This window comes from Rhizobium sp. IBUN (assembly GCF_000510625.1).
GTDB classification, from domain to species: Bacteria; Pseudomonadota; Alphaproteobacteria; order Rhizobiales; family Rhizobiaceae; genus Rhizobium; species Rhizobium altiplani.
This window is the reverse complement of the sequence record NZ_AZNV01000005.1, coordinates 100474-119744: the sequence shown is the minus strand read 5'-3', so window position 1 is coordinate 119744 and position 19271 is coordinate 100474. Positions and strand designations below refer to the sequence as shown.

The 19271-nt window shown below is 58.8% G+C and carries 20 protein-coding genes; 13 read left to right on the top strand and 7 right to left on the bottom strand.

Going from position 1 to position 19271, the window contains the following annotated elements; translation table 11 throughout:
• Nucleotides 1-73: 73 nt before the first annotated feature.
• The gene (locus tag RHIBUN_RS0107340) at nucleotides 74-1099 is read right to left on the bottom strand and encodes an amino acid ABC transporter substrate-binding protein (RefSeq protein ID WP_018859938.1); all 1026 of its coding nucleotides are present in this window, start codon (nucleotides 1097-1099) and stop codon (nucleotides 74-76) included.
• Between the two features lie 365 nt (nucleotides 1100-1464).
• Here RHIBUN_RS0107340 and RHIBUN_RS0107335 point away from each other — a divergent pair, with 365 nt between their 5' ends.
• A complete protein-coding gene (locus tag RHIBUN_RS0107335; RefSeq protein ID WP_025659054.1) occupies nucleotides 1465-2655 on the top strand; it encodes a cystathionine beta-lyase in 1191 nt (396 codons plus the stop codon).
• On the opposite strand, the gene RHIBUN_RS0107330 is transcribed toward RHIBUN_RS0107335, so the two are convergent.
• On the bottom strand, nucleotides 2656-3801 hold the full coding sequence (locus tag RHIBUN_RS0107330; protein ID WP_025659053.1) for an FAD-dependent monooxygenase: 1146 nt from the start codon (nucleotides 3799-3801) through the stop codon (nucleotides 2656-2658).
• Between the two features lie 25 nt (nucleotides 3802-3826).
• Nucleotides 3827-4072 (bottom strand): zinc-finger domain-containing protein, encoded by a 246-nt coding sequence (locus RHIBUN_RS0107325; protein ID WP_018859934.1) that lies wholly within the window; start codon nucleotides 4070-4072, stop codon nucleotides 3827-3829.
• A 155-nt stretch (nucleotides 4073-4227) separates the two neighbouring features.
• Between RHIBUN_RS0107325 and RHIBUN_RS0107320 the strand changes: the two genes are divergently transcribed.
• The 8 genes from RHIBUN_RS0107320 to RHIBUN_RS0107285 all read left to right on the top strand — a co-directional run bounded on the left by RHIBUN_RS0107320 (nucleotide 4228) and on the right by RHIBUN_RS0107285 (nucleotide 11723).
• Nucleotides 4228-5010 carry an alpha/beta hydrolase gene (locus RHIBUN_RS0107320; RefSeq protein WP_025659052.1) on the top strand — a complete coding sequence of 261 codons (783 nt, stop codon included), beginning with the start codon at nucleotides 4228-4230 and terminating at the stop codon, nucleotides 5008-5010.
• 112 nt (nucleotides 5011-5122) lie between these two features.
• On the top strand, nucleotides 5123-5956 hold the full coding sequence (gene cysE / locus RHIBUN_RS0107315; protein WP_025659051.1) for a serine O-acetyltransferase: 834 nt from the start codon (nucleotides 5123-5125) through the stop codon (nucleotides 5954-5956).
• A gap of 127 nt (nucleotides 5957-6083) precedes the next feature.
• A complete protein-coding gene (locus RHIBUN_RS0107310) occupies nucleotides 6084-6287 on the top strand; it encodes a DUF3126 family protein (protein WP_007532353.1) in 204 nt (67 codons plus the stop codon).
• A gap of 245 nt (nucleotides 6288-6532) precedes the next feature.
• Nucleotides 6533-6955, top strand: a complete 423-nt coding sequence (locus RHIBUN_RS0107305; RefSeq protein ID WP_025659050.1) for a DUF3597 domain-containing protein — start codon at nucleotides 6533-6535, stop codon at nucleotides 6953-6955.
• A 231-nt stretch (nucleotides 6956-7186) separates the two neighbouring features.
• Nucleotides 7187-7558, top strand: coding sequence for a phasin family protein (locus RHIBUN_RS0107300; RefSeq protein WP_025659049.1), 372 nt, complete (start codon nucleotides 7187-7189; stop codon nucleotides 7556-7558).
• A gap of 259 nt (nucleotides 7559-7817) precedes the next feature.
• Entirely contained in the window at nucleotides 7818-8171 is a 354-nt protein-coding gene (clpS, locus tag RHIBUN_RS0107295; protein ID WP_008526939.1) for an ATP-dependent Clp protease adapter ClpS, read from the top strand.
• Nucleotides 8172-8181: 10 nt separating this feature from the next.
• Nucleotides 8182-10683, top strand: coding sequence for an ATP-dependent Clp protease ATP-binding subunit ClpA (gene clpA, locus RHIBUN_RS0107290; RefSeq protein WP_025659048.1), 2502 nt, complete (start codon nucleotides 8182-8184; stop codon nucleotides 10681-10683).
• Nucleotides 10684-10790: 107 nt separating this feature from the next.
• A complete protein-coding gene (locus RHIBUN_RS0107285; RefSeq protein WP_025659047.1) occupies nucleotides 10791-11723 on the top strand; it encodes a phosphatase PAP2 family protein in 933 nt (310 codons plus the stop codon).
• Here the strand turns inward: RHIBUN_RS0107285 and RHIBUN_RS0107280 are convergent.
• The 4 genes from RHIBUN_RS0107280 to RHIBUN_RS0107265 all read right to left on the bottom strand — a co-directional run bounded on the left by RHIBUN_RS0107280 (nucleotide 11720) and on the right by RHIBUN_RS0107265 (nucleotide 14654).
• A complete protein-coding gene (locus tag RHIBUN_RS0107280; RefSeq protein WP_025659046.1) occupies nucleotides 11720-12145 on the bottom strand; it encodes an HIT family protein in 426 nt (141 codons plus the stop codon). The two genes, RHIBUN_RS0107285 and RHIBUN_RS0107280, sit on opposite strands and share 4 nt — an antisense overlap.
• 53 nt (nucleotides 12146-12198) lie before the next feature.
• The gene (locus RHIBUN_RS0107275) at nucleotides 12199-13389 is read right to left on the bottom strand and encodes a GNAT family N-acetyltransferase (protein ID WP_025659045.1); all 1191 of its coding nucleotides are present in this window, start codon (nucleotides 13387-13389) and stop codon (nucleotides 12199-12201) included.
• 78 nt (nucleotides 13390-13467) lie between these two features.
• Nucleotides 13468-14187 (bottom strand): glycerophosphodiester phosphodiesterase, encoded by a 720-nt coding sequence (locus tag RHIBUN_RS0107270; RefSeq protein WP_025659044.1) that lies wholly within the window; start codon nucleotides 14185-14187, stop codon nucleotides 13468-13470.
• The gene (locus tag RHIBUN_RS0107265) at nucleotides 14187-14654 is read right to left on the bottom strand and encodes a RidA family protein (RefSeq protein ID WP_025659043.1); all 468 of its coding nucleotides are present in this window, start codon (nucleotides 14652-14654) and stop codon (nucleotides 14187-14189) included. Before RHIBUN_RS0107265 ends, RHIBUN_RS0107270 begins: the two co-directional genes overlap by 1 nt.
• Nucleotides 14655-14791: 137 nt before the next feature.
• On the opposite strand from RHIBUN_RS0107265, the gene RHIBUN_RS0107260 reads away from it, so the two are divergent.
• The 4 genes from RHIBUN_RS0107260 (at nucleotide 14792) to tsf (ending at nucleotide 19227) form a co-directional block, all read left to right on the top strand.
• Nucleotides 14792-15628: a cell envelope integrity EipB family protein gene (locus RHIBUN_RS0107260; protein WP_025659042.1), complete on the top strand. Its 837-nt coding sequence runs from the start codon at nucleotides 14792-14794 to the stop codon at nucleotides 15626-15628.
• Between the two features lie 700 nt (nucleotides 15629-16328).
• A complete protein-coding gene (locus RHIBUN_RS0107255; protein ID WP_198021134.1) occupies nucleotides 16329-17039 on the top strand; it encodes a pentapeptide repeat-containing protein in 711 nt (236 codons plus the stop codon).
• A gap of 251 nt (nucleotides 17040-17290) precedes the next feature.
• Nucleotides 17291-18058: a 30S ribosomal protein S2 gene (rpsB, locus tag RHIBUN_RS0107250; RefSeq protein WP_016553822.1), complete on the top strand. Its 768-nt coding sequence runs from the start codon at nucleotides 17291-17293 to the stop codon at nucleotides 18056-18058.
• Between the two features lie 242 nt (nucleotides 18059-18300).
• The gene (gene tsf / locus RHIBUN_RS0107245) at nucleotides 18301-19227 is read left to right on the top strand and encodes a translation elongation factor Ts (protein ID WP_025659039.1); all 927 of its coding nucleotides are present in this window, start codon (nucleotides 18301-18303) and stop codon (nucleotides 19225-19227) included.
• Nucleotides 19228-19271 lie beyond the last annotated feature (44 nt).

Sequence of the window (19271 nt, the reverse complement as noted above, 5' to 3'; positions counted from 1 at the left end):
TGAGCCCGTTTTCGGGCTTTTCTCTTTATATAGGGAAGGCGGCTGACCGCCTTCCCAAGTCTTGACCAGCCGCTTAGCGGACCGGCGGAGCGTACTGGATGCCGCCCTTGTTCCACAGCGCGTTCAGACCACGCTCGATCTTGAGCGGGCTGCCTTTGCCGACGTTGCGCTCGAAGACTTCGCCGTAGTTTCCGACGCCCTTGATGATGTTATAAGCCCATTCATTGGTGAGCCCGAGGTCGGTGCCGATCTTGGTATCGGTTTCCGTGCCGAGGAAGCGCTTGATGTCAGGATTGGCCGAGTTCTTCATTTCATCGACGTTCGCCTGGGTGATGCCGAACTCTTCGGCATTGATGAGGGCATAGGCCGTCCACGACACGATGTCGAACCACTGATCGTCACCCTGACGAACGGCCGGGGCGAGCGGCTCCTTCGAGATGATTTCCGGAAGGATCATGTGCTCGTCTGGGTTCTTCAGCGTCAGACGCAGCGAGTAGAGGCCGGACTGGTCAGTCGTGTAGACGTCGCAGCGACCAGCGTCATAGGCCGCGTTGACCTCTTCAAGCTTCTCGAAAACGACCGGATTGTACTGGAGGTTGTTGGACTTGAAATAGTCGGCAAGGTTCAGTTCCGTCGTCGTGCCGGACTGGACGCAGATGGCAGCACCCGACAGCTCAAGTGCCGACTTCACGTTCAGGCTCTTGCGGACCATGAAGCCCTGGCCGTCGTAGTAGGTGATCGGGCGGAAGTTGAAGCCTTGCGCGGTGTCGCGGTTGATCGTCCAGGTGGTGTTACGCGATAGAAGGTCGACTTCGCCCGACTTCAGCGCCGGGAAACGGTCCTTGGCCGACAGCGGCGTGTACTTCACCTTGGCCGGGTCGCCGAAGACGGCCGAAGCAACTGCCTTGCAGAAGTCGACGTCGAAGCCGGCCCAGTTGCCGGAAGCGTCAGGTTGCGCGAAACCGAGAAGGCCGGTGTTGACGCCGCACTGAATGAAACCCTTTGCCTTCACGTCTTCGAGCGTGGTGGCAGAAGCTGCAGAAGCGCCAACTCCGAAAACTGCTGCGCCGATGGCGACCGACAGAAGCTTAATCTTCATTTTTCCCAACCTTTTCCTTTGTCTTATCTTTCTGTGGGAGCGCTCGCGAAGCAGGCAAACCTCCCAGATGACCCGACACCCTCCCGGCGCGAGTTGGTGCTATCACAGTCGCAAATGTCACTATGGTCAAGTGTCGCGATGAAAGATTGCGTGATATTTCGGCAATTCACTAATTGAGGCGCATAAAATGCGCAGATGGCTATCGAAATAGCAGCATCTTGCCAAAAAAAACCGCGCAAAACCGCTGATATATCTGAGGAATTTGCATGGCAGGGATGCTGTGCGAGTGCGGGCTACGGGGTTGACCGATCGTTTTGCGCGGTCCAAGAGTTTGGCTGCATCCCACCGCCAAAGGCATTTCCGATATGATAGATAAAGAAGGCCTGCTTCAGAACGCCGGCATCAACACGCGCCTTTCCCACCTCGGCAACGATCCGGCCGAATACCACGGTTTCGTCAATCCGCCCGTTGTCCACGCCTCCACGGTCCTCTTTCCAAATGCGAGGACGATGGAGACACGGGGACAGAAGTATACGTATGCAACGCGCGGTACCCCGACGACGGATGCGCTTTGCGAGGCGATCGATGCGCTGGAAGGGTCCGCTGGGACTATCCTCGTGCCCTCGGGCCTTGCAGCTGTTACCGTCCCGTTCCTGGCGTTCCTGTCGGCCGGTGACCATGCGTTGATCGTCGATTCGGTCTATGGACCGACCCGTCATTTCTGCGACACGATGCTGAAGCGTCTCGGTGTAGAAGTAGACTATTACGATCCGCTGGTCGGTGCGGGCATCGAAGCGCTGATCAAGCCGAACACCAAGCTCGTTCATACGGAAGCGCCTGGCTCGAATACCTTCGAAATGCAGGACATTCCGGCGATTGCCGCGGTCGCCCACAAGCAAGGGGCCGTGGTAACGATGGATAACACCTGGGCGACGCCTGTTTATTTCAGGCCGCTCGACTTCGGTGTCGATGTCTCGATTCACGCCGCCACCAAATACCCGTCCGGGCACTCGGACATCCTGATGGGAACAGTCTCGGCAAACGCCAAATACTGGCCGCAGCTGCACGAAGCGAACATTACGCTCGGCATTTGCGGAGCGCCTGACGACGCCTATCAGATCCTGCGTGGATTGCGGACCATGGGCGTGCGCCTGGAGCGACACTATGAAAGTGCGCTCACGATCGCCAAATGGCTGGAGGGCAGGGAGGACGTCGCCAAGGTGCTGCATCCGGCGCTGCCGAGCTTCCCGTCGCACGAATTGTGGAAGCGCGATTTCAAGGGCGCGAGCGGCATCTTCTCTTTCGTGCTTGCCGTGGACGCGCCGGAAAAATTCAAGGTCAAGGCGCACGCCTTCCTCGACGCGCTGCAAATCTTCGGCCTGGGTTGGTCATGGGGCGGGTTCGAGAGCCTCGCGCTTCACGTCAACCTGAGCGATCGCCGTATCTGCAAGGCGCCCGCCGAGGGGCCGGTCATGCGTCTGCAGATCGGGCTTGAGGATGTCGTCGATATCAAGGCCGATATCGAGCGCGGTTTCGCCGCGGCAAAAGCCGTCTGATCAAGTGCCGGCGCGGTAGCCGTAAATCCAGTCGAGATCCGCCGCGAGACTTTGCGGCGGCCGCAGCGCCAGAACGATGTCCCGGCCGATGCGCATCGGCCCGCGGGCGTGATAGGCAAACTGGTTGAATGCACCGCGCTGGCGCAGCCGCGCAATCCGCGGCGTGCGATGCGCTTCGAACAACCGCAGGGCTTCGGCGACGGGATGCGACGGGGCAAACAGCGCAAGCTCGTAAGCGTCTTCGATTGCCATTGCGGCACCCTGCGCCGCGAAAGGCATCATTGCGTGTGCGGCGTCGCCGATGAGGACGCAGTTGTGGCCGTCGTGCCAACGCCCGTTCGTCGTTTCGTACAAGGGCCAGAAGGTGACGTCGCCTGTCTTGGCGAATAGTTCGACGATCGCAGGATGCCACCGAGAAAAACGCGACAGCAGTTGCTGACGCTGGGCTTCCGTCGGCTGGTTGGTCCAGTCGTGCGATGCGGCATTGCCGGCGGTGATCGCCACCATATTGAAACGGTTGGCTTCCCTGAGCGGATAACACACGAGATGCGCTGAGGGACCAAGGATGGCAGAGACGCTCGTCCGTTCAAGAAAGGCGGGCGCATTTGCGGCGTCAACGGTGAAACGGTAGGCGATGTTGCCGGAGAACCGCGGCGAGGGGCTGCCTTCGATGCTTTCCCGAACCTGCGACCAGACGCCGTCGGCGCCAATCAGAAGGTCTGCTTGGCGGTCTGACAATGGCCGGCCCTTGATCTGCGCGCCTAGATGCATCTGGCAGAGCGGCTCGTTGGCGACGGCGTCGAGCAGGGTTTGCTGCAGCGTGGAGCGATGCAGGACGCCGTAGGGAGCACCCCAGCGGGCGCGTGCAAAGCTCCCGGCGGGAACGGCTGCCAGCAGGCGCAGTGAGGTTCCGGATATCAGCTGGATGGAGTCCGGCTCGAGCCAGGCGTCGGTCAGGCGCGCGAGTACTCCCAACTCGGCCAGAATGCGTGACGCATTGGGCGAAATCTGCAGACCGGCGCCGACCTCGGTCAGTTCCGGCGCCTGCTCGAAAATCTCGGAACTGATGCCGCGCTGTGCCAAAGCAAGTGCAGCTGTAAGGCCCGCTATGCCCGCGCCAACGATGGCGGCATGTTTAGCCGGCATAGGCTTTCCGATCTCGAAATGGGTGTCAGGCGGCCTTGACGTGGAAGACGCAGCCAGCCGGATTGGTCTGGGTTGCCTTCAGCGCACCATTGAAACGGTAGAGGGTCGAGCAGTAGGAGCAGACCTTCTCGTTCTCATCGCCCATGTCGATGAAGATGTGGGGATGATCGAACGGAACGGAGGCACCGGTGCACATGAACTCTTTCACGCCGACTTCGATAACGCGGTGTCCGCCGTCGTTCTGGAAGTGGGGAATGTTGTGGCCGGCCATGTCTGTCTCCGAATGCTTTGTAACGTGCGCGGACCTTATAGTCCTTCACCGCAAATGTGTAGAGCCAAAGAGCGCTCGGACGCACAGTTTTTGCACCTGCGAGGGTTTCAGTTCTCTGACCTATAAAATATGGTCCGGCAAAAAAGGACAGTCCGATGAACTTGAATACGCCCGCTTTTTCCAGCTTGACGCATGATGGGCTGAAGCTTGCCTTCTTCGATGAAGGCGATCCGGGCGGCGCTCCCGTGCTGTTGATCCACGGTTTTGCTTCCAGCGCCAACGTCAACTGGGTTCATCCCGGCTGGCTGAAGACCCTGGGCGACGAGGGCTACCGAGTCATAGCTATCGACAACCGCGGACACGGTGCAAGCGACAAGCCAAGGGATGCCGAGGCCTACCGTCCCTGGCATATGGCAAGCGATGCGATTGCGCTGCTTGATCACCTTGGGATTCCGGAAGCCAACCTGATGGGCTACTCGATGGGAGCCCGCATTTCCGTTTTTGCGGCACTTGCGCACCCCGACCGGGTCCGCTCGCTGGTCCTCGGCGGTCTTGGGATCGGCATGACGGATGGTGTCGGCGATTGGGATCCGATTGCGGATGCCTTGCTGGCTCCGTCGCTCGACGATGTCTCTCATGATCGCGGACGCATGTTCCGGGCCTTCGCCGATCAGACGAAGAGTGACCGTGACGCACTCGCCGCCTGTATCAAGGGATCTCGCGACCTCGTGGCACGCTCCGACATGGCGAAAATCGAGGCGCCGACCTTGATCGGCGTTGGAACGAAGGACGACATTGCGGGTTCAGCCCAGGAACTGGCTGCGCTGATGCCGCATGCCCAGGCGCTTGATATTCCCGGCCGCGATCACATGCTGGCCGTCGGAGACCGGGTTTTTAAGAAGGCGGTGCTGGAGTTTTACGCCAAAGTCGCCGGATAGTGACTTGCCTCCATGCCGGTGCTGCGGGACAAAGGATTCCCCAAGTGCCCATTTATGTTAACAGGTTTTTGCCCTATATAGAGCCGAGCCTACGCATACGAGGAGACCTTTCATGGTCGCAAAGACAGACATTCGCTCTCTTGAGACTGGCAATCCTCTCAAGGTGATGGATCCGATCTGGGACAGCCTGCGAGAGGAAGCGCGTGTTGCCGCGGAAACCGATCCGGTGCTGGCCGCATTTCTCTATTCGACCGTGCTGAATTATCGGTCGCTCGAAGAGTGCGTGATCTACCGCATCTGTGAACGTCTCGATCATCCGGACATGCAAGCGATCCTGCTGCGCCAGACCTTCGATCAGATGCTGGAGGATTGGCCGGAGTGGAGCGCGATCCTGCGGGTCGACATTCAGGCGATCTACGACCGAGACCCCGCATGCCTGCGTTTCATGGAAGCCGTGCTCTATTTCAAGGGATTCCACGCGCTGCAGACGCACCGCCTGGCGCATTGGCTGCTGAACCGCGGCCGCCGCGATCTGGCGCTCTATCTGCAGAGCAGATCCTCGAGCGTGTTCCAGACCGACATCAATCCCGCAGCGCGTATCGGCAGGGGCATTTTCCTTGACCATGCCACCGGGTTGGTCGTCGGCGAAACCGCTGTGATCGGCGACAACGTGTCGATCCTGCATGGTGTCACCCTTGGCGGCACCGGCAAGGAAGGCTCGGATCGGCATCCGAAGATCGGCAGCGGTGTCCTGATCGGCGCCGGCGCCAAGATTCTTGGCAACATCGAGGTTGGTTATTGCTCGCGCATTGCCGCTGGCTCTGTCGTGCTGAAGGCAGTGCCGCCGAAGACGACCGTGGCGGGCGTGCCGGCCAAAGTGGTCGGAGAAGCCGGGTGTTCGGAACCGTCGCGAATTATGGATCAGGTGATCGGCGCGGATATCTGAGCCGCTTACCGTCTTAACAGTACGACATATCGGCGGGGATAGCGTTCGCGCGTCTGTCCCCGCGCCTTTACAGCGCCGTCTTTCCCATGCAACAAGCGGCCAACCGAGACCGCTCAGGAGATGCAGTGTGAAGCCCGAAGAAATCAAGAAGCTCGACGCCTATTTCAAGCGCACGTTCAACCCGCAGGTGATCGTCAAGGCACGCCCGCGAAAGAACGATTCCGCGGAAGTCTATCTCGGCGAAGAATTTCTGGGTGTCGTCTATATCGATGACGAGGACGGCGACCGCTCCTATAATTTCTCGATGGCAATCCTCGACGTTGATCTTTGATTTGTGATTGACGGGCGGCCTCGCCGCCCGTCTGCCATGTCGCGCCCGCGAGCGGCTGGCTTCTCAAGGCAAGTCGCTCGATCGATCTGCAGCGCGGCTCAGGCCTTGATCCCGCAAACCTCCGATTGTTTCTTTTCGCAGGGCAATCTTAGCGGAAAAATAGGCTGCCTTCTCTGGACCACTCCGTCGAATGCTCCATCTCCTCTTCTGAGCATGTGCTCTGGCGCTAAGGAGGGATGCTGAGAATGGGTATTTTCGACAAGATCAAGCACGCGATTTTTGGTGAAGCCGTGGCCGCTCCGGTCACACCGTCCGCGACACCCACGCCACCGCCGACCGCAGCAGCGCCAAGCGCCGCGCCCTCAGCCCCATCGCAGCCGACACCGGCCACCGCTTCGCCCGCCGCAGCTGCGATCGATATCGTGCCGCTGCTCGATGCCGCTGTGAAGAAGAGCGGACAGAAGCTGGATTGGCGCCGTTCGATCGTCGATCTTATGAAGGCTGTCGGTATGGACGCGAGCCTTGCTGAGCGCAAGGAACTTGCGGCAGAGCTTGGCTTTACCGGCGATCCGCACGACACCGCCACCATGAACATGTTCCTGCACAAGGCATTGATGAAACGGCTTGCCGAGAATGGCGGAAGAGTTCCGGCAGACCTCCTTGATTGACAGCTCAATGCTGGCGGCGCCGCACCGAAATTCTTCGAAAGCTCTTGGTTGCGGCGCTCCTGATATATTTTAGCAAAATCAACTATTGGAGATGGTGCCGTTGTGTCCTGCCCGAAGAAAACAGGCGTGGATGCAAGTTAGGGTTGTTTTGCAATGCACAATCGTGCTTGACTATTTGTGCGTTGCAGCTACGCTTCATCCTGCTTGCAAAGGCCAAGGAGGATGATGGTCATGTTGAATTTCGATGACGCCAACCGGAAGAGCAAGGAAGCCATGGATACCATGCTGAAAAGCTATTCGGACACAGCCAAGGGCTTCCAGGCGATTGCCGCTGAAGCCGTGGAGTATTCCAAGAAGTCCTTTCAGGACACGGTCACACATTTTGAAAGTCTTTCCGGAGCACGCAGCTTTGAAGCTGCCTTCGAGTTGCAGACCAACTATGTGAAAAGCGCATACGAGAACTTCGTGAGCGAGGCGACCAAGCTCGGCGAAATGTATTCCGATCTCGCCAAAAGCGCTTACAAACCATACGAAGCGCCTGTTGCTGCAGCGACCGCGAAGGCGACGAAAGCAGCCACAGTTGTCGCGCCCGCAGCGGCGTAACGATAGGCGGCAATCGCCGCATAGCCCTTGAAAATCGAGGACCGGCTACGCATCTGCGGCCGGTCTTTTCTTTTTTCGCGACGTCCGTCATCTGCTTTCGCCAGTTTCTGTGTCTTTGCGTCGGCACCGGCCGAAATGTGATTGCAGTGTGAAACGAGGGGCTTAAAATCGCGCAAGGATGGACTAAGTTAGTAGTTCGAATATTCGGTGGGTAATCACGCCTCCCAGGCCCACCGGAATGATCGAGGAATGATAGAAAATGATCGCCAAGCCGATCCGGATGCAAAACGACAGCGAAAGGAACGGGGACAACGGAAATCGCGGAACCTCGGTCATCACGCGCACGAAGCCAAAGACCAAGAAGCCCAATCTCTACCGCGTGCTGCTCCTGAATGACGATTACACACCCATGGAATTTGTCATTCATATCCTCGAGCGTTTTTTTCAGAAGGATCGTGAAAGTGCCACCCGCATCATGCTCCACGTCCACAACCACGGCGTCGGTGAATGCGGGATATTTACATACGAGGTGGCGGAGACGAAGGTGAGCCAGGTGATGGACTTCGCCCGACAGCACCAGCATCCGCTGCAATGCGTCATGGAAAAGAAGTGAGGATCTGAACGTGCCAACATTTTCGCCTAGTCTTGAGAAGGCGCTCCATCAGGCACTGACCTTTGCCAACGAGCGGCATCATGAATATGCCACGCTCGAGCATTTGCTGCTCGCCCTGATCGACGATGCCGATGCGGCCGCGGTCATGGGTGCCTGCAATGTCGACCTCGACGCGCTGCGCAAAACGCTTGTTGAATATGTCGATAACGAACTTTCCAATTTGGTCACTGGCTATGACGAGGATTCCAAGCCGACATCAGGCTTCCAGCGTGTCATCCAGCGAGCGGTGATCCATGTGCAGTCTTCCGGTCGCGAAGAGGTTACGGGGGCAAACGTCCTTGTTGCCATTTTCGCCGAGCGCGAGAGCCATGCTGCCTACTTCCTGCAGGAGCAGGAAATGACCCGCTACGACGCCGTCAACTATATCTCGCACGGGATCGGCAAGCGGCCGGGCTCGTCCGAGTCCCGTCCGCCGCGTGGCGCGGACGACGGCGAGTCCGAGAGCAAGCCGGCTTCTCGCAACAGCGGTGATCAGGAGGAGGGCGGTCCGAAGAAACAGCAGGACGCCCTGAAGGCCTACTGCGTGAACCTCAACGAGAAAGCCAAAAGCGGCAAGATCGATCCGCTGATCGGCCGCCAGGCTGAAGTCAACCGCACCATCCAGGTTCTGTGCCGTCGCTCGAAGAATAACCCGCTCTACGTCGGTGATCCCGGCGTCGGCAAGACGGCGATTGCCGAGGGCCTTGCCAAGCGCATCGTCGAGGGCAAGGTGCCGGAAGCGCTGGCCGATGCCACCATCTTCTCGCTGGATATGGGCACGCTGCTGGCCGGCACACGCTATCGCGGCGATTTCGAGGAGCGCCTGAAGCAGGTCGTCAAGGAACTGGAAGAATATCCGGGCGCCGTGCTGTTCATCGACGAGATCCACACCGTCATCGGGGCGGGTGCGACGTCGGGCGGCGCGATGGATGCATCGAACCTGCTGAAGCCGGCTCTGTCCTCGGGCGCGATCCGCTGCATCGGTTCGACCACCTATAAGGAATACCGCCAGTTCTTCGAGAAGGACCGTGCCCTGGTTCGTCGTTTCCAGAAGATCGACGTCAATGAACCTTCGATCGACGATGCGATCGAGATCATGAAGGGCCTGAAGCCTTACTTCGAGGAATATCATCACCTGCGTTATTCGAACGAAGCGATCAAGACCGCCGTCGAGCTGTCCGCCCGTTACATTTCGGACCGCAAGCTGCCTGACAAGGCAATCGATGTGATCGATGAGACTGGTGCTGCTCAGATGCTGCTGCCGCCGTCCAAGCGCCGCAAGCTGATCACCGAGAAGGAGATTGAGGCGACGGTCGCGACGATGGCGCGAATCCCGCCGAAGACAGTGTCGAAGGACGACGAAGCCGTTCTTGCCAATCTCGAGCAGGAACTGCGCTCGGTCGTCTACGGCCAGGACAATGCGATCGAAGCGTTGTCGACGTCGATCAAGCTCGCCCGTGCGGGCCTGCGTGAACCGAACAAGCCGATTGGCTCCTACGTCTTTTCCGGCCCGACAGGCGTCGGCAAGACCGAGGTTGCAAAGCAGCTGGCGTCGTCTTTGGGTGTTGAGCTTCTGCGCTTCGACATGTCCGAGTACATGGAGCGGCACACGGTATCGCGCCTGCTCGGTGCACCTCCCGGCTATGTCGGCTTCGACCAGGGCGGTCTCCTGACCGATGGCGTTGACCAGCATCCGCATTGCGTTGTGCTGCTCGATGAGATCGAGAAGGCGCATCCCGACATCTACAACATCCTGTTGCAGGTGATGGACCACGGCGCGCTGACGGACCACAACGGCAAGAAGATCGACTTCCGCAACGTCATCCTGATCATGACGACCAACGCGGGCGCATCGGAGATGGCCAAGGCCGCGATTGGCTTCGGGTCGTCCAAGCGGACAGGCGAAGACGAAGAGGCGCTGACCCGCCTGTTCACGCCCGAGTTCCGCAACCGCCTCGACGCGATCATCCCGTTCGCGGCGCTGCCGACGGAAGTCATCTACAAGGTCGTGCAGAAGTTCATCATGCAGCTCGAAGCACAGCTTTCCGAACGGAACGTCACCTTCGATCTGCACAAGGACGCCATCGCCTGGCTGGCCGAGAAGGGTTACGACGACAAGATGGGTGCTCGCCCGCTTGCCCGCGTCATCCAGGACGTCATCAAGAAGCCGCTTGCCAACGAGATCCTCTTCGGCAAGCTGCGCAAGGGCGGCGTCGTCAACGTCACGGTCGGTCCGAAGGAAGATGGCAAGCCCGGCATCATCCTCGAAGCTGTGTCGGACAGCGCTCCGATCAAGCCGAAGCCGGAAGCCGAAGTCGTCCATTCCGAGGCCGATGATGAGGATGACGGCGAGTTGAAGACGAAGGCCCGCCCGAGAAAGGCAACGGCCAAGAAGGCGAAGGCAGCAGCCGAACCGGTAACCAAGAGCTTGCCCAAGAAGGGAAGCGCGGTTCCGAGGGTTCCGAAGAAGTAAACTGAGCAAAAGGCGGCCGAAGGCCGCCTTTTGTCTTTCCACTAGCGGTTGCTTAGACGATTCTTAAGTGAACCGGCTTTATATCGGCTCCAGCAAGGAGCCTTATGATGGTGTTTCTGCCGGCTGAACGTTTCATTGTTTTCATCATCGCGACCTTGGCACTTCTTGATGCCTGCCTGTTGTTGTTGAAGGGCGTTGGCATAGACTTTGTAGGATATGCGAGCCTCATTGCTTGCGGCGCGTTCCTGGTTGCCCTTGGCCAATTTTATCGGCGTGTCCGCCACAATGACCGGATCGCGGCACCGGCGACCGCTGCGGGTCTCTTCGTGCTCTTCACGATTGCCGGTTCTATCTTCAACTATCTGTTGTTGCCTTCCTACTTCGCGCAGATTGACGGCACGCTAACGCAGATCGACGGCATGCTTGGGTATTCCTGGCCCGCTATCGTCGAATGGGCTGCGCGCCATCCGTTGGTTGGTCTCGTGTTGTACGCGGTCTACACGAGTTCGCTGATGCAGCTGTTGGGCGTGATCCTGGTTCTTGGTTTTTCTGGAAGAACAACGAGACTGCAGCATTTTCTGCTGACGGGAGTTATCGGGGCGCTGCTGGCAATCATGTTCTGGTTTTTCTTGCCGTCGATCGGTCCCGCTGCATTCCAGCGGCTCCCTCGGCAGGTCGTCGAGGCAATGCCGCTGGCTGTTAGTCCCGCCTATGGAACGGAACTCGGCCGCGTGTTGCGCGAAGGAAGCACTTATCTGACGCCAGCCAATGTGCTCGGCCTGATCGCATTCCCTTCCTTCCACATGGTCATGGCGTGCATGTCGGTCTGCTTCCTTGCCCGTGTCCGGTTCGTCTTCGTTCCAGCGGCCATCCTGAATGCGCTGATGATGCCCGCAATTCTCGTACACGGAGGGCATCATCTGGTCGATCTTGTCGGCGGTGGTGTGACCTTTGCTATCGCCTATGCACTGGCGCGATCTCTACTTGAGAAGGCGACGCCGGCGGATGCGCAAAATTCAACAATACGGCTGGCGGACTAGAGCTCAGCCTTAATCTTCTCCGCGTTCGCCGCGAGTACGGCATTGTCTTCCATCTGCCCGGAATGCGGACGCAGGGCCGTACCTTCATAACGCGGGATTATGTGGAAGTGCAGGTGAAAGACGGTCTGGCCGGCGGCTGGTTCGTTGAACTGGCAGACGAAGACGCCGTCGGCGTCGAAGGCTTCCTTGACGGCATTGGCGATCTTCTGGACGACGGGGATGGTCTTGGCGAGAACGGTCGGATCCGCATCGAGCAGGTTGCGTGACGCCGCCTTGGGAAGGACAAGCACATGGCCCGGAGCCTGCGGCATCACATCCATGAAGGCGATCGTGTCGCTGTCTTCGTAAATGCGGTGCGAGGGAATTTCGCCACGCAGGATCTTGGCGAAAATGTTGTTGCTGTCGTAGGCGGCGCTGGTCATACGAACTCTCCTCGTTGCTGCTGTGATCGCGTAGCGCGGCAGGGGCGAAAGCGTCAATCCTCCTGCTGGCGCTCGCCCTTTCGAAACGGGCTGTGCTCCGTCAGGATCTCGTTCATGTGCTCTACGTCGTCACGCTCGCGCTCGAGATAGTCGGCTATCGCCCGCCGCAACCCAGCATGAGCAACATAATGCGCGGAGTGAGTTGTCACCGGCAGGTAACCTCGTGCTAGCTTGTGCTCGCCCTGGGCGCCGGCTTCCACCCGTTTGAGGCCTTTCGCCAATGCAAAGTCGACTGCCTGATGATAGCAGACTTCGAAATGCAGGAACGGATGGTCCTCGATGCAGCCCCAATGACGGCCATATAGCGTATCGCCGCCGATGAAGTTGATCGCACCGGCAATATAGCGACCGTCACGCTTTGCCATGACGAGCAGGATGTCATCGGGCATGCGCTCGCCGATCAGGGAGTAGAACTTGCGCGTCAGGTAAGGCCGGCCCCATTTTCGTCCGCCCGTGTCCATATAGAATTCGAAGAACTGATCCCAGATCCGTTCTGTCAGATCGCGACCGGTCAGCCAATCAATTTCAATGCCCTGTTCGAGTGCGGTGCGGCGTTCCTTGCGAAGTGCTTTGCGCTTGCGCGACGCGAGCGTTTCCAGAAACTCATCGTGATTGGCGTAGCCTTCGTTGATGAAGTGGAACTGCTGATCCGTCCTGTGCAGGTAGTCCTCATCTTCGAAGATGCCGATCTCGTCTTCGGGCAGGAATGTGATGTGGGCGGAAGAGACGCCAAGCCGTCGCACGACCTCCTTGAGGCTCTCGGCAATGGCGTGCTGGATCGGCAGGCGCTGCAGACCTTCGGCGACAAGCAGGCGCGGGCCGGTCGCAGGGGTAAAGGGGATGGAGCATTGCAGCTTCGGATAGTAGCGTCCGCCGGCTCGTTCGAAAGCATCGGCCCAGCCGTGGTCGAAAACATATTCTCCCTGGCTGTGGTTCTTGAGATAACCGGGCAGGGCGCCGATGAGTTCGCCTTTGTCGGTTTCCAATAGAAGATGATGACCCATCCAGCCGGTTTGTGCGGTCGCCGAACCTGATTCCTCCAGCGAAGACAGGAAAGCATGCGACACGAACGGATTGTAGGCGAGAACGCTGCCTTTGCGGGAGGCCCCGGAAAGCTGAGACCAGCTCTCCGGGGAAATCGCGGTGAAAGACCGCTCGATGCGGATTGAAAGTTCGTCTGTCATGGAGCGAATGCGAGACCGTTTGGGAGGAAAATAGGGCTCACCAACAGTCTGAGCATGATCTTGTCCAAAAAGCGAGCGTCAAACCGAAACGCGCGGATCGAATCCTTCGAACGTCATCTGATCGGCATTCTCGAAGGTATGCTTTCGCCCCTTTTCGTCGCGGACGGTCCAGGTGATGACAACCATGCCCTTTTCGCGCTGGGCGGTTATGAACGGGTTCGGCAGGTCGGCGACGAAATAGGAAATGAAGTCAAGGCCGAGTTTAATCGCCTTTTCATGCACTTCGAATTCTTCCGGCTTGTTGCCGCCTGCCGTCAGCCCGAGAGGATAGGGGGCATTGAGCGCCTTCAGATCGCGAAGCAGCCAGTGGTCGAAGCTCATGAGGGCGACCTTGCCTTCATAGCCCTCAAGCACTTCGAGAACTGCTTCGGCAAAGCCCTCGTCATCGGCCTCGCGGCCTTTCAGCTCGATGACCAAGGGAACCTGACCCTTCACGAGATCGAGCAGCTGCCGCAGCGTCGGGATCTTGTCGGTCGTCCCGCCGACGGAGATGAGACCGAGCTCCTTGGACGTGCGTTCGCGCACGTCTCCCTTCAGATTGCACAGACGCTCCAAATCCTCGTCATGGAAGACAACAGGAACGCCGTCGGACGCATAGTGCAGATCGCACTCGATCGCGAATCCTGCATCGACTGCGCGCGTGAAGGCGGAGAGTGTGTTTTCCCAGACCGTCTTGTTGAGGTCATGATAGCCGCGATGGGCGACCGGTTGCTCCTTGAGCCATACTGCTGAGGTCATCAGGCAATTTCCACGATCGCATCGATTTCGACAGCGGCGTTCATCGGCAACGCGGCCATGCCGACGGCGGCGCGCGCATGCTTTCCGGCCTCGCCAAGCACGCCCGCAATCAGGTTGGAGGCGCCATTGATGACGAGGTGCTGTTCGACGAAATCAGGAGTTGAGGCCACGAAGCCGTTGAGCTTGATGACGCGCTTGATGCGACCGAGATCGCCGCCGAGGGCAGCGCTTGCTTGGGCGAGGATGTTGATGGCGCAGAGTTCCGCGGCGCGCTGGCCGGTTGCGACGTCTACATTCTTGCCCAGGTGACCGAGAACAGCAATCTTTCCGCCCTCGAGCGGCAGCTGTCCGGAGATGTAGAGAAGGTTCCCGCTGATGACGTAGGGGACGTAGTTGGCGGCCGGTGCAGCAGCCTCAGGCAGGGATATCCCCATTTCTTTCAGGCGCGCAGCGATTTGATCGGGCATTTTCCTCTCCGCTTTTATTGTCAATAGTTCTAAAATTATGCATCAAGGCTTGGAATCTGCTTTGTGACATTTTCGAGCCTCGATTTGGCCGAAAGCGTTCTTATAACATTGCAGGCGAGTCCAACAGGAGATTGTCAATGTTCCGATCGAGTCTTGCCGCACTTCTTCTGGCGAGCGTTTCGACGACCGTCCATGCGGCCGCGCCGGTAACGAGTGCGGCGATCGCGACTGGCCTCGTTGCTCACCGGGCGGTCTACGATCTGGAATTGAAGGATGCCTCCGAGCGCTCCGGCATTTCGGGCATGTCGGGCCGCATGGTTTATGAGTTCGACGGCAATTACTGCACGGGCTTCACCACTAACTTCCGTTTCGTGACCCAGATCGATACGGGCGATGCCGTACGCGTCAGCGACCAGCAGACAAAGACCTTCGAGAACCTCAAGGACCGCCGGTTCACCTTCGACACCAAATCCTTCACCGACGACCAGCTCGACAAGGAGGTTAACGGTGCCGCGCAGGACCAGGCTGAAGGTGTCAAAGTTGCCTTAACCCAGCCGACCAGCAAGGAGTTGCAGCTGGCGGCAAGCCGGTTCCCGACGGAACATATGCTGGACGTGATCCAGAACGCCAAGGCTGGCAAGCGCCTGTTCGAGGCGCGCGTCTTTGACGGCTCGGACGATGGAGACAAGGCGTTGGTGACGACGACGGTGGTCGGAAAGCAGGTGGCGCCCGCAACCGACGAGGCCGATGCGGGCAATGCTGGCGCCTTCTCGAAGGCAGCCTTCTGGCCGGTCACGATCTCGTATTTCAACGAGAATACGAAGACGGACGCTTTGCCGGTCTACCGTATGTCGTTCAAGCTCTATGAAAATGGCATCACGCGTGATCTGACGATGGACTATGGCGATTTTGTATTGAGCGGCAGGCTTGCGAAGCTCGAACTGCTCGACAGCAAATCGGCTGCCTGCAAATAACCGGAATGTAGCAAGTGCAACAAGCAGGACATCCCTACCTGAACTCGCACTTCATGGACTTTGTCGCGGGCTGAAGGTTCGATTTCCCAGCTTGAACGGGCCTGCTCAGTCTGAAACAGGCGCCCTTTGAACAACCTCTAGAACGTCACGCGTCCGTGTGGCGCGTGAGCCCCATGTGACATCGAATTCTTGGCCCGGCGATCCCATCGCGGCGTTCGCTGCCTCCAAACTAGAGAATTCATAGAAGGCAGTGTGCTTCGAGGGATTTGTTCGGCTCCAAGCGCGCCACGCGTGGAGTGCCCCAAAAGCGCGTAATGCGTCTGGCATATGGCGATCATACCATTCGTCGAAAGGCGCTCGGTCCGCTTCGTTAGGAATATCTGCCTGCACTATTAACAGCGCTAGAGTGGACATTTTCCGTCCCTTCTCAGATCGCGCATGACAGGGCGCTCGCCGCTAAGCATATAGGAGATCCGCACGGTTCGCGACAACGCTCTGTCGCATTGCCTCCGACCTTCGACGAACGCTTGGACACGGCTTTGAGCAGCAATTTTTTATGGCATTCGCTGTCTAGTTTCGCAAATAACCGTCACGAATGCGCACGCCGACGATTGTCGCTAAGTAAACCCTCTCTATGCTAATAATTCGAAAGGCGCGTTGATTTGGGCGCTAGAGTCGGATTGGAGTGAGAATCTTGACGATGCGGCATGGTGTTTTGAGTGGTGGACTCTATGGTATTTCAACGGGACTGGTTGCGCTGACGTTGTTCGTGAGCCCTCCGGCCCTCGCTGCAGATTGCGGCAGCACGCCGGCGGCAGGAGTTAATTGGAGTGAATGCACCAAGAGGAATCTCATGTTGCAAGGGAGCGACTTCCAGGGTGCCAACCTGGGAGATGCCGATCTCAGCCTGACCAATCTCAGCCACACCAACCTGACCGGAGCGAATTTCGAGAAGGCAACACTGGTGCGGGCATGGTTTACGGGAGCGCAGGCCGGCAAGGCGAACTTCTCGAAAATCGAGGCCTATCGATCCGGCTTCGAGAACGTCTTCGCAGAAGGAGCGTCGTTCGCCGGCGCGGAACTCCAACGCTCCAATTTCAATGGTGCAAAGCTCAGTGGTGCGAATTTTGAGAAGGCCGAACTTGGCCGCGCAAGTTTTGACCGAGCCGTTCTAACGGGCGCACGGTTCTCGCTCGCCAATCTATCTCGCGCTGACCTCAGCGAGGCAACATTTGAAGGACCGGTGGCGTTCGATCGCGCCTTCATGTTTCTGACGCGGATCGAAGGGCTTGATTTGTCCGCCGCGACTGGTCTCGAGCAGGCTCAGGTCGATCTTGCCTGCGGGGATGCCAAGACCAAGTTGCCCGCCGGTCTCTCCGCGCCGACAAGCTGGCCCTGCGAGTCCGATTGACGCTTGGCGCGGTGGTGGACGCCAAGGGCCTGCCGGTCCATCCTCTCCACCCCACGCCGGCTGCCGGCTCCGAATGTCGCTTTTTTCGCAGGAAGCCTTGATTTTCTGCGGAAGGGAGGGTAAGGCCACCCGCATTCCACACGTAAGGCATGGGATGGTCCGGGAGAAATCCGGATTGTTCCGCCCGGTGGCATCCTCGAAGAGGGTGCTGTTAGCCTTGCGGAGGTTCAACCGGAAAAGGATAACAAGGCATGGCATTGCCCGATTTTTCTATGCGCCAGCTCCTCGAAGCAGGCGTCCACTTCGGCCACCAGACGCACCGCTGGAACCCGAAGATGAAGCCGTACATTTTCGGCGATCGTAACAACATCCACATCATCGACTTGGCTCAGACCGTTCCGATGCTGTCGCGCGCCCTGCAGGTTGTCTCCGACACCGTTGCTCGTGGCGGCCGCGTTCTCTTCGTCGGCACCAAGCGCCAGGCTTCCGAGCTGATCGCTGACTCGGCCAAGCGTTCCGCTCAGTACTATGTCAACTCGCGTTGGCTCGGCGGCATGATGACCAACTGGAAGACGATCTCCAACTCGATCCAGCGCCTGCGCAAGCTCGATGAAATCCTGTCTTCGGAACAGTCCGGCTACAACAAGAAAGAGCGCCTGAACCTCGAGCGCGAGCGCGAAAAGCTCGACAAGGCTCTCGGTGGTATCAAGGATATGGGCGGCACGCCGGACCTGATGTTCATCATCGACACCAACAAGGAAAAGATCGCGATCGACGAAGCCAAGCGCCTCGGCATCCCGGTTGTCGCAATCATCGACTCGAACTGCGATCCTGATCTGATCGACTATCCGATCCCGGGCAACGACGACGCCTCGCGCGCCATCGCTCTCTACTGCGACCTGATCGCACGCGCTGCCATCGACGGTATCGCTCGCCAGCAGAGCTCGTCGGGCCGCGATCTCGGCGCATCGATCGAAGCTCCGGTTGAGCCGGCGCTCGAAGGCGAAGCCGAAGCCTGATAAAAGAAGCAGTCGGGCTGGATGGCCCGTCATGCTTTCCAGAGATTGGGAAAAGGCCGCTCGCGACTTTCTAAAGTTCGGCGGCCTTGACCGTTTCAGGCGAGGGCGATCAGTCTCTCGCCATTTGAGTTTCGTATGAGGCGTCTTTCATCACGCTGTCATACATACAGGTACATTTCGTGCCTCAATCCGGTGTTGTACCGCCTTTGCGGGCCACCGTTTGAACCGACAAGAGGAAGCTTATGACCGAGATTACGGCTGCACTGGTGAAGGAACTGCGCGAGAAGTCCGGCGCAGGAATGATGGACTGCAAGAAGGCGCTGCTCGAAAACAACGGCGACATCGAAGCATCGATCGACTGGCTGCGCGCCAAGGGCATCTCCAAGGCCGACAAGAAGGCCGGCCGCGCTGCTGCTGAAGGCCTGATTGCCATTGCCGGCGCCGGTCACAAGGCTGTTGTCGTCGAGCTGAACTCGGAAACGGACTTCGTTGCCCGCAACGATGCCTTCCAGGATCTCGTTCGCGGCATCGCCAACGTTGCCCTGTCCACCGATGGCACGGTTGAAGCCATTGCTGCCGCGACATACCCGGCATCCGGCAAGCCGGTCGCCGACACCATCAAGGACGCGATCGCGACCATCGGCGAAAACATGACGCTCCGTCGCGCTGCCAAGCTCGAAGTCGAGCACGGCGTTGTTGCGACCTACATCCACAACGCTGCTGGCGACGGCATCGGCAAGCTCGGCGTGCTCGTCGCCCTGAAGTCGGAAGGTGACAAGGCCGTCCTGACCTCGATCGGCCGCCAGGTTGCCATGCACATCGCTGCGACCAACCCGCTCGCCATCCGCGCCGAAGAAGTCGACGCTGCCGTTGCCGAGCGCGAACGCAACGTCTTCATCGAGCAGGCCCGCGAATCCGGCAAGCCGGAAGCCATCATCGAAAAGATGGTCGAAGGCCGTATGCGCAAGTTCTTCGAAGAAGTTGCTCTGCTCTCGCAGGCTTTCGTCATCAACCCCGACCTGACGGTCGGCGCTGCTGTCAAGGAAGCAGAAAAGGAAGCCGGCGCCAAGATCGAAGTCGTCGGCATGGCACGCCTTCTCCTCGGCGAAGGCGTCGAGAAGGAAGAGAGCGACTTCGCTGCTGAAGTGGCCGCTGTCGCCAAGGGCTGATCGACCTATACATGTGAAAACCGAAGGGCATCGCGTGACAACGC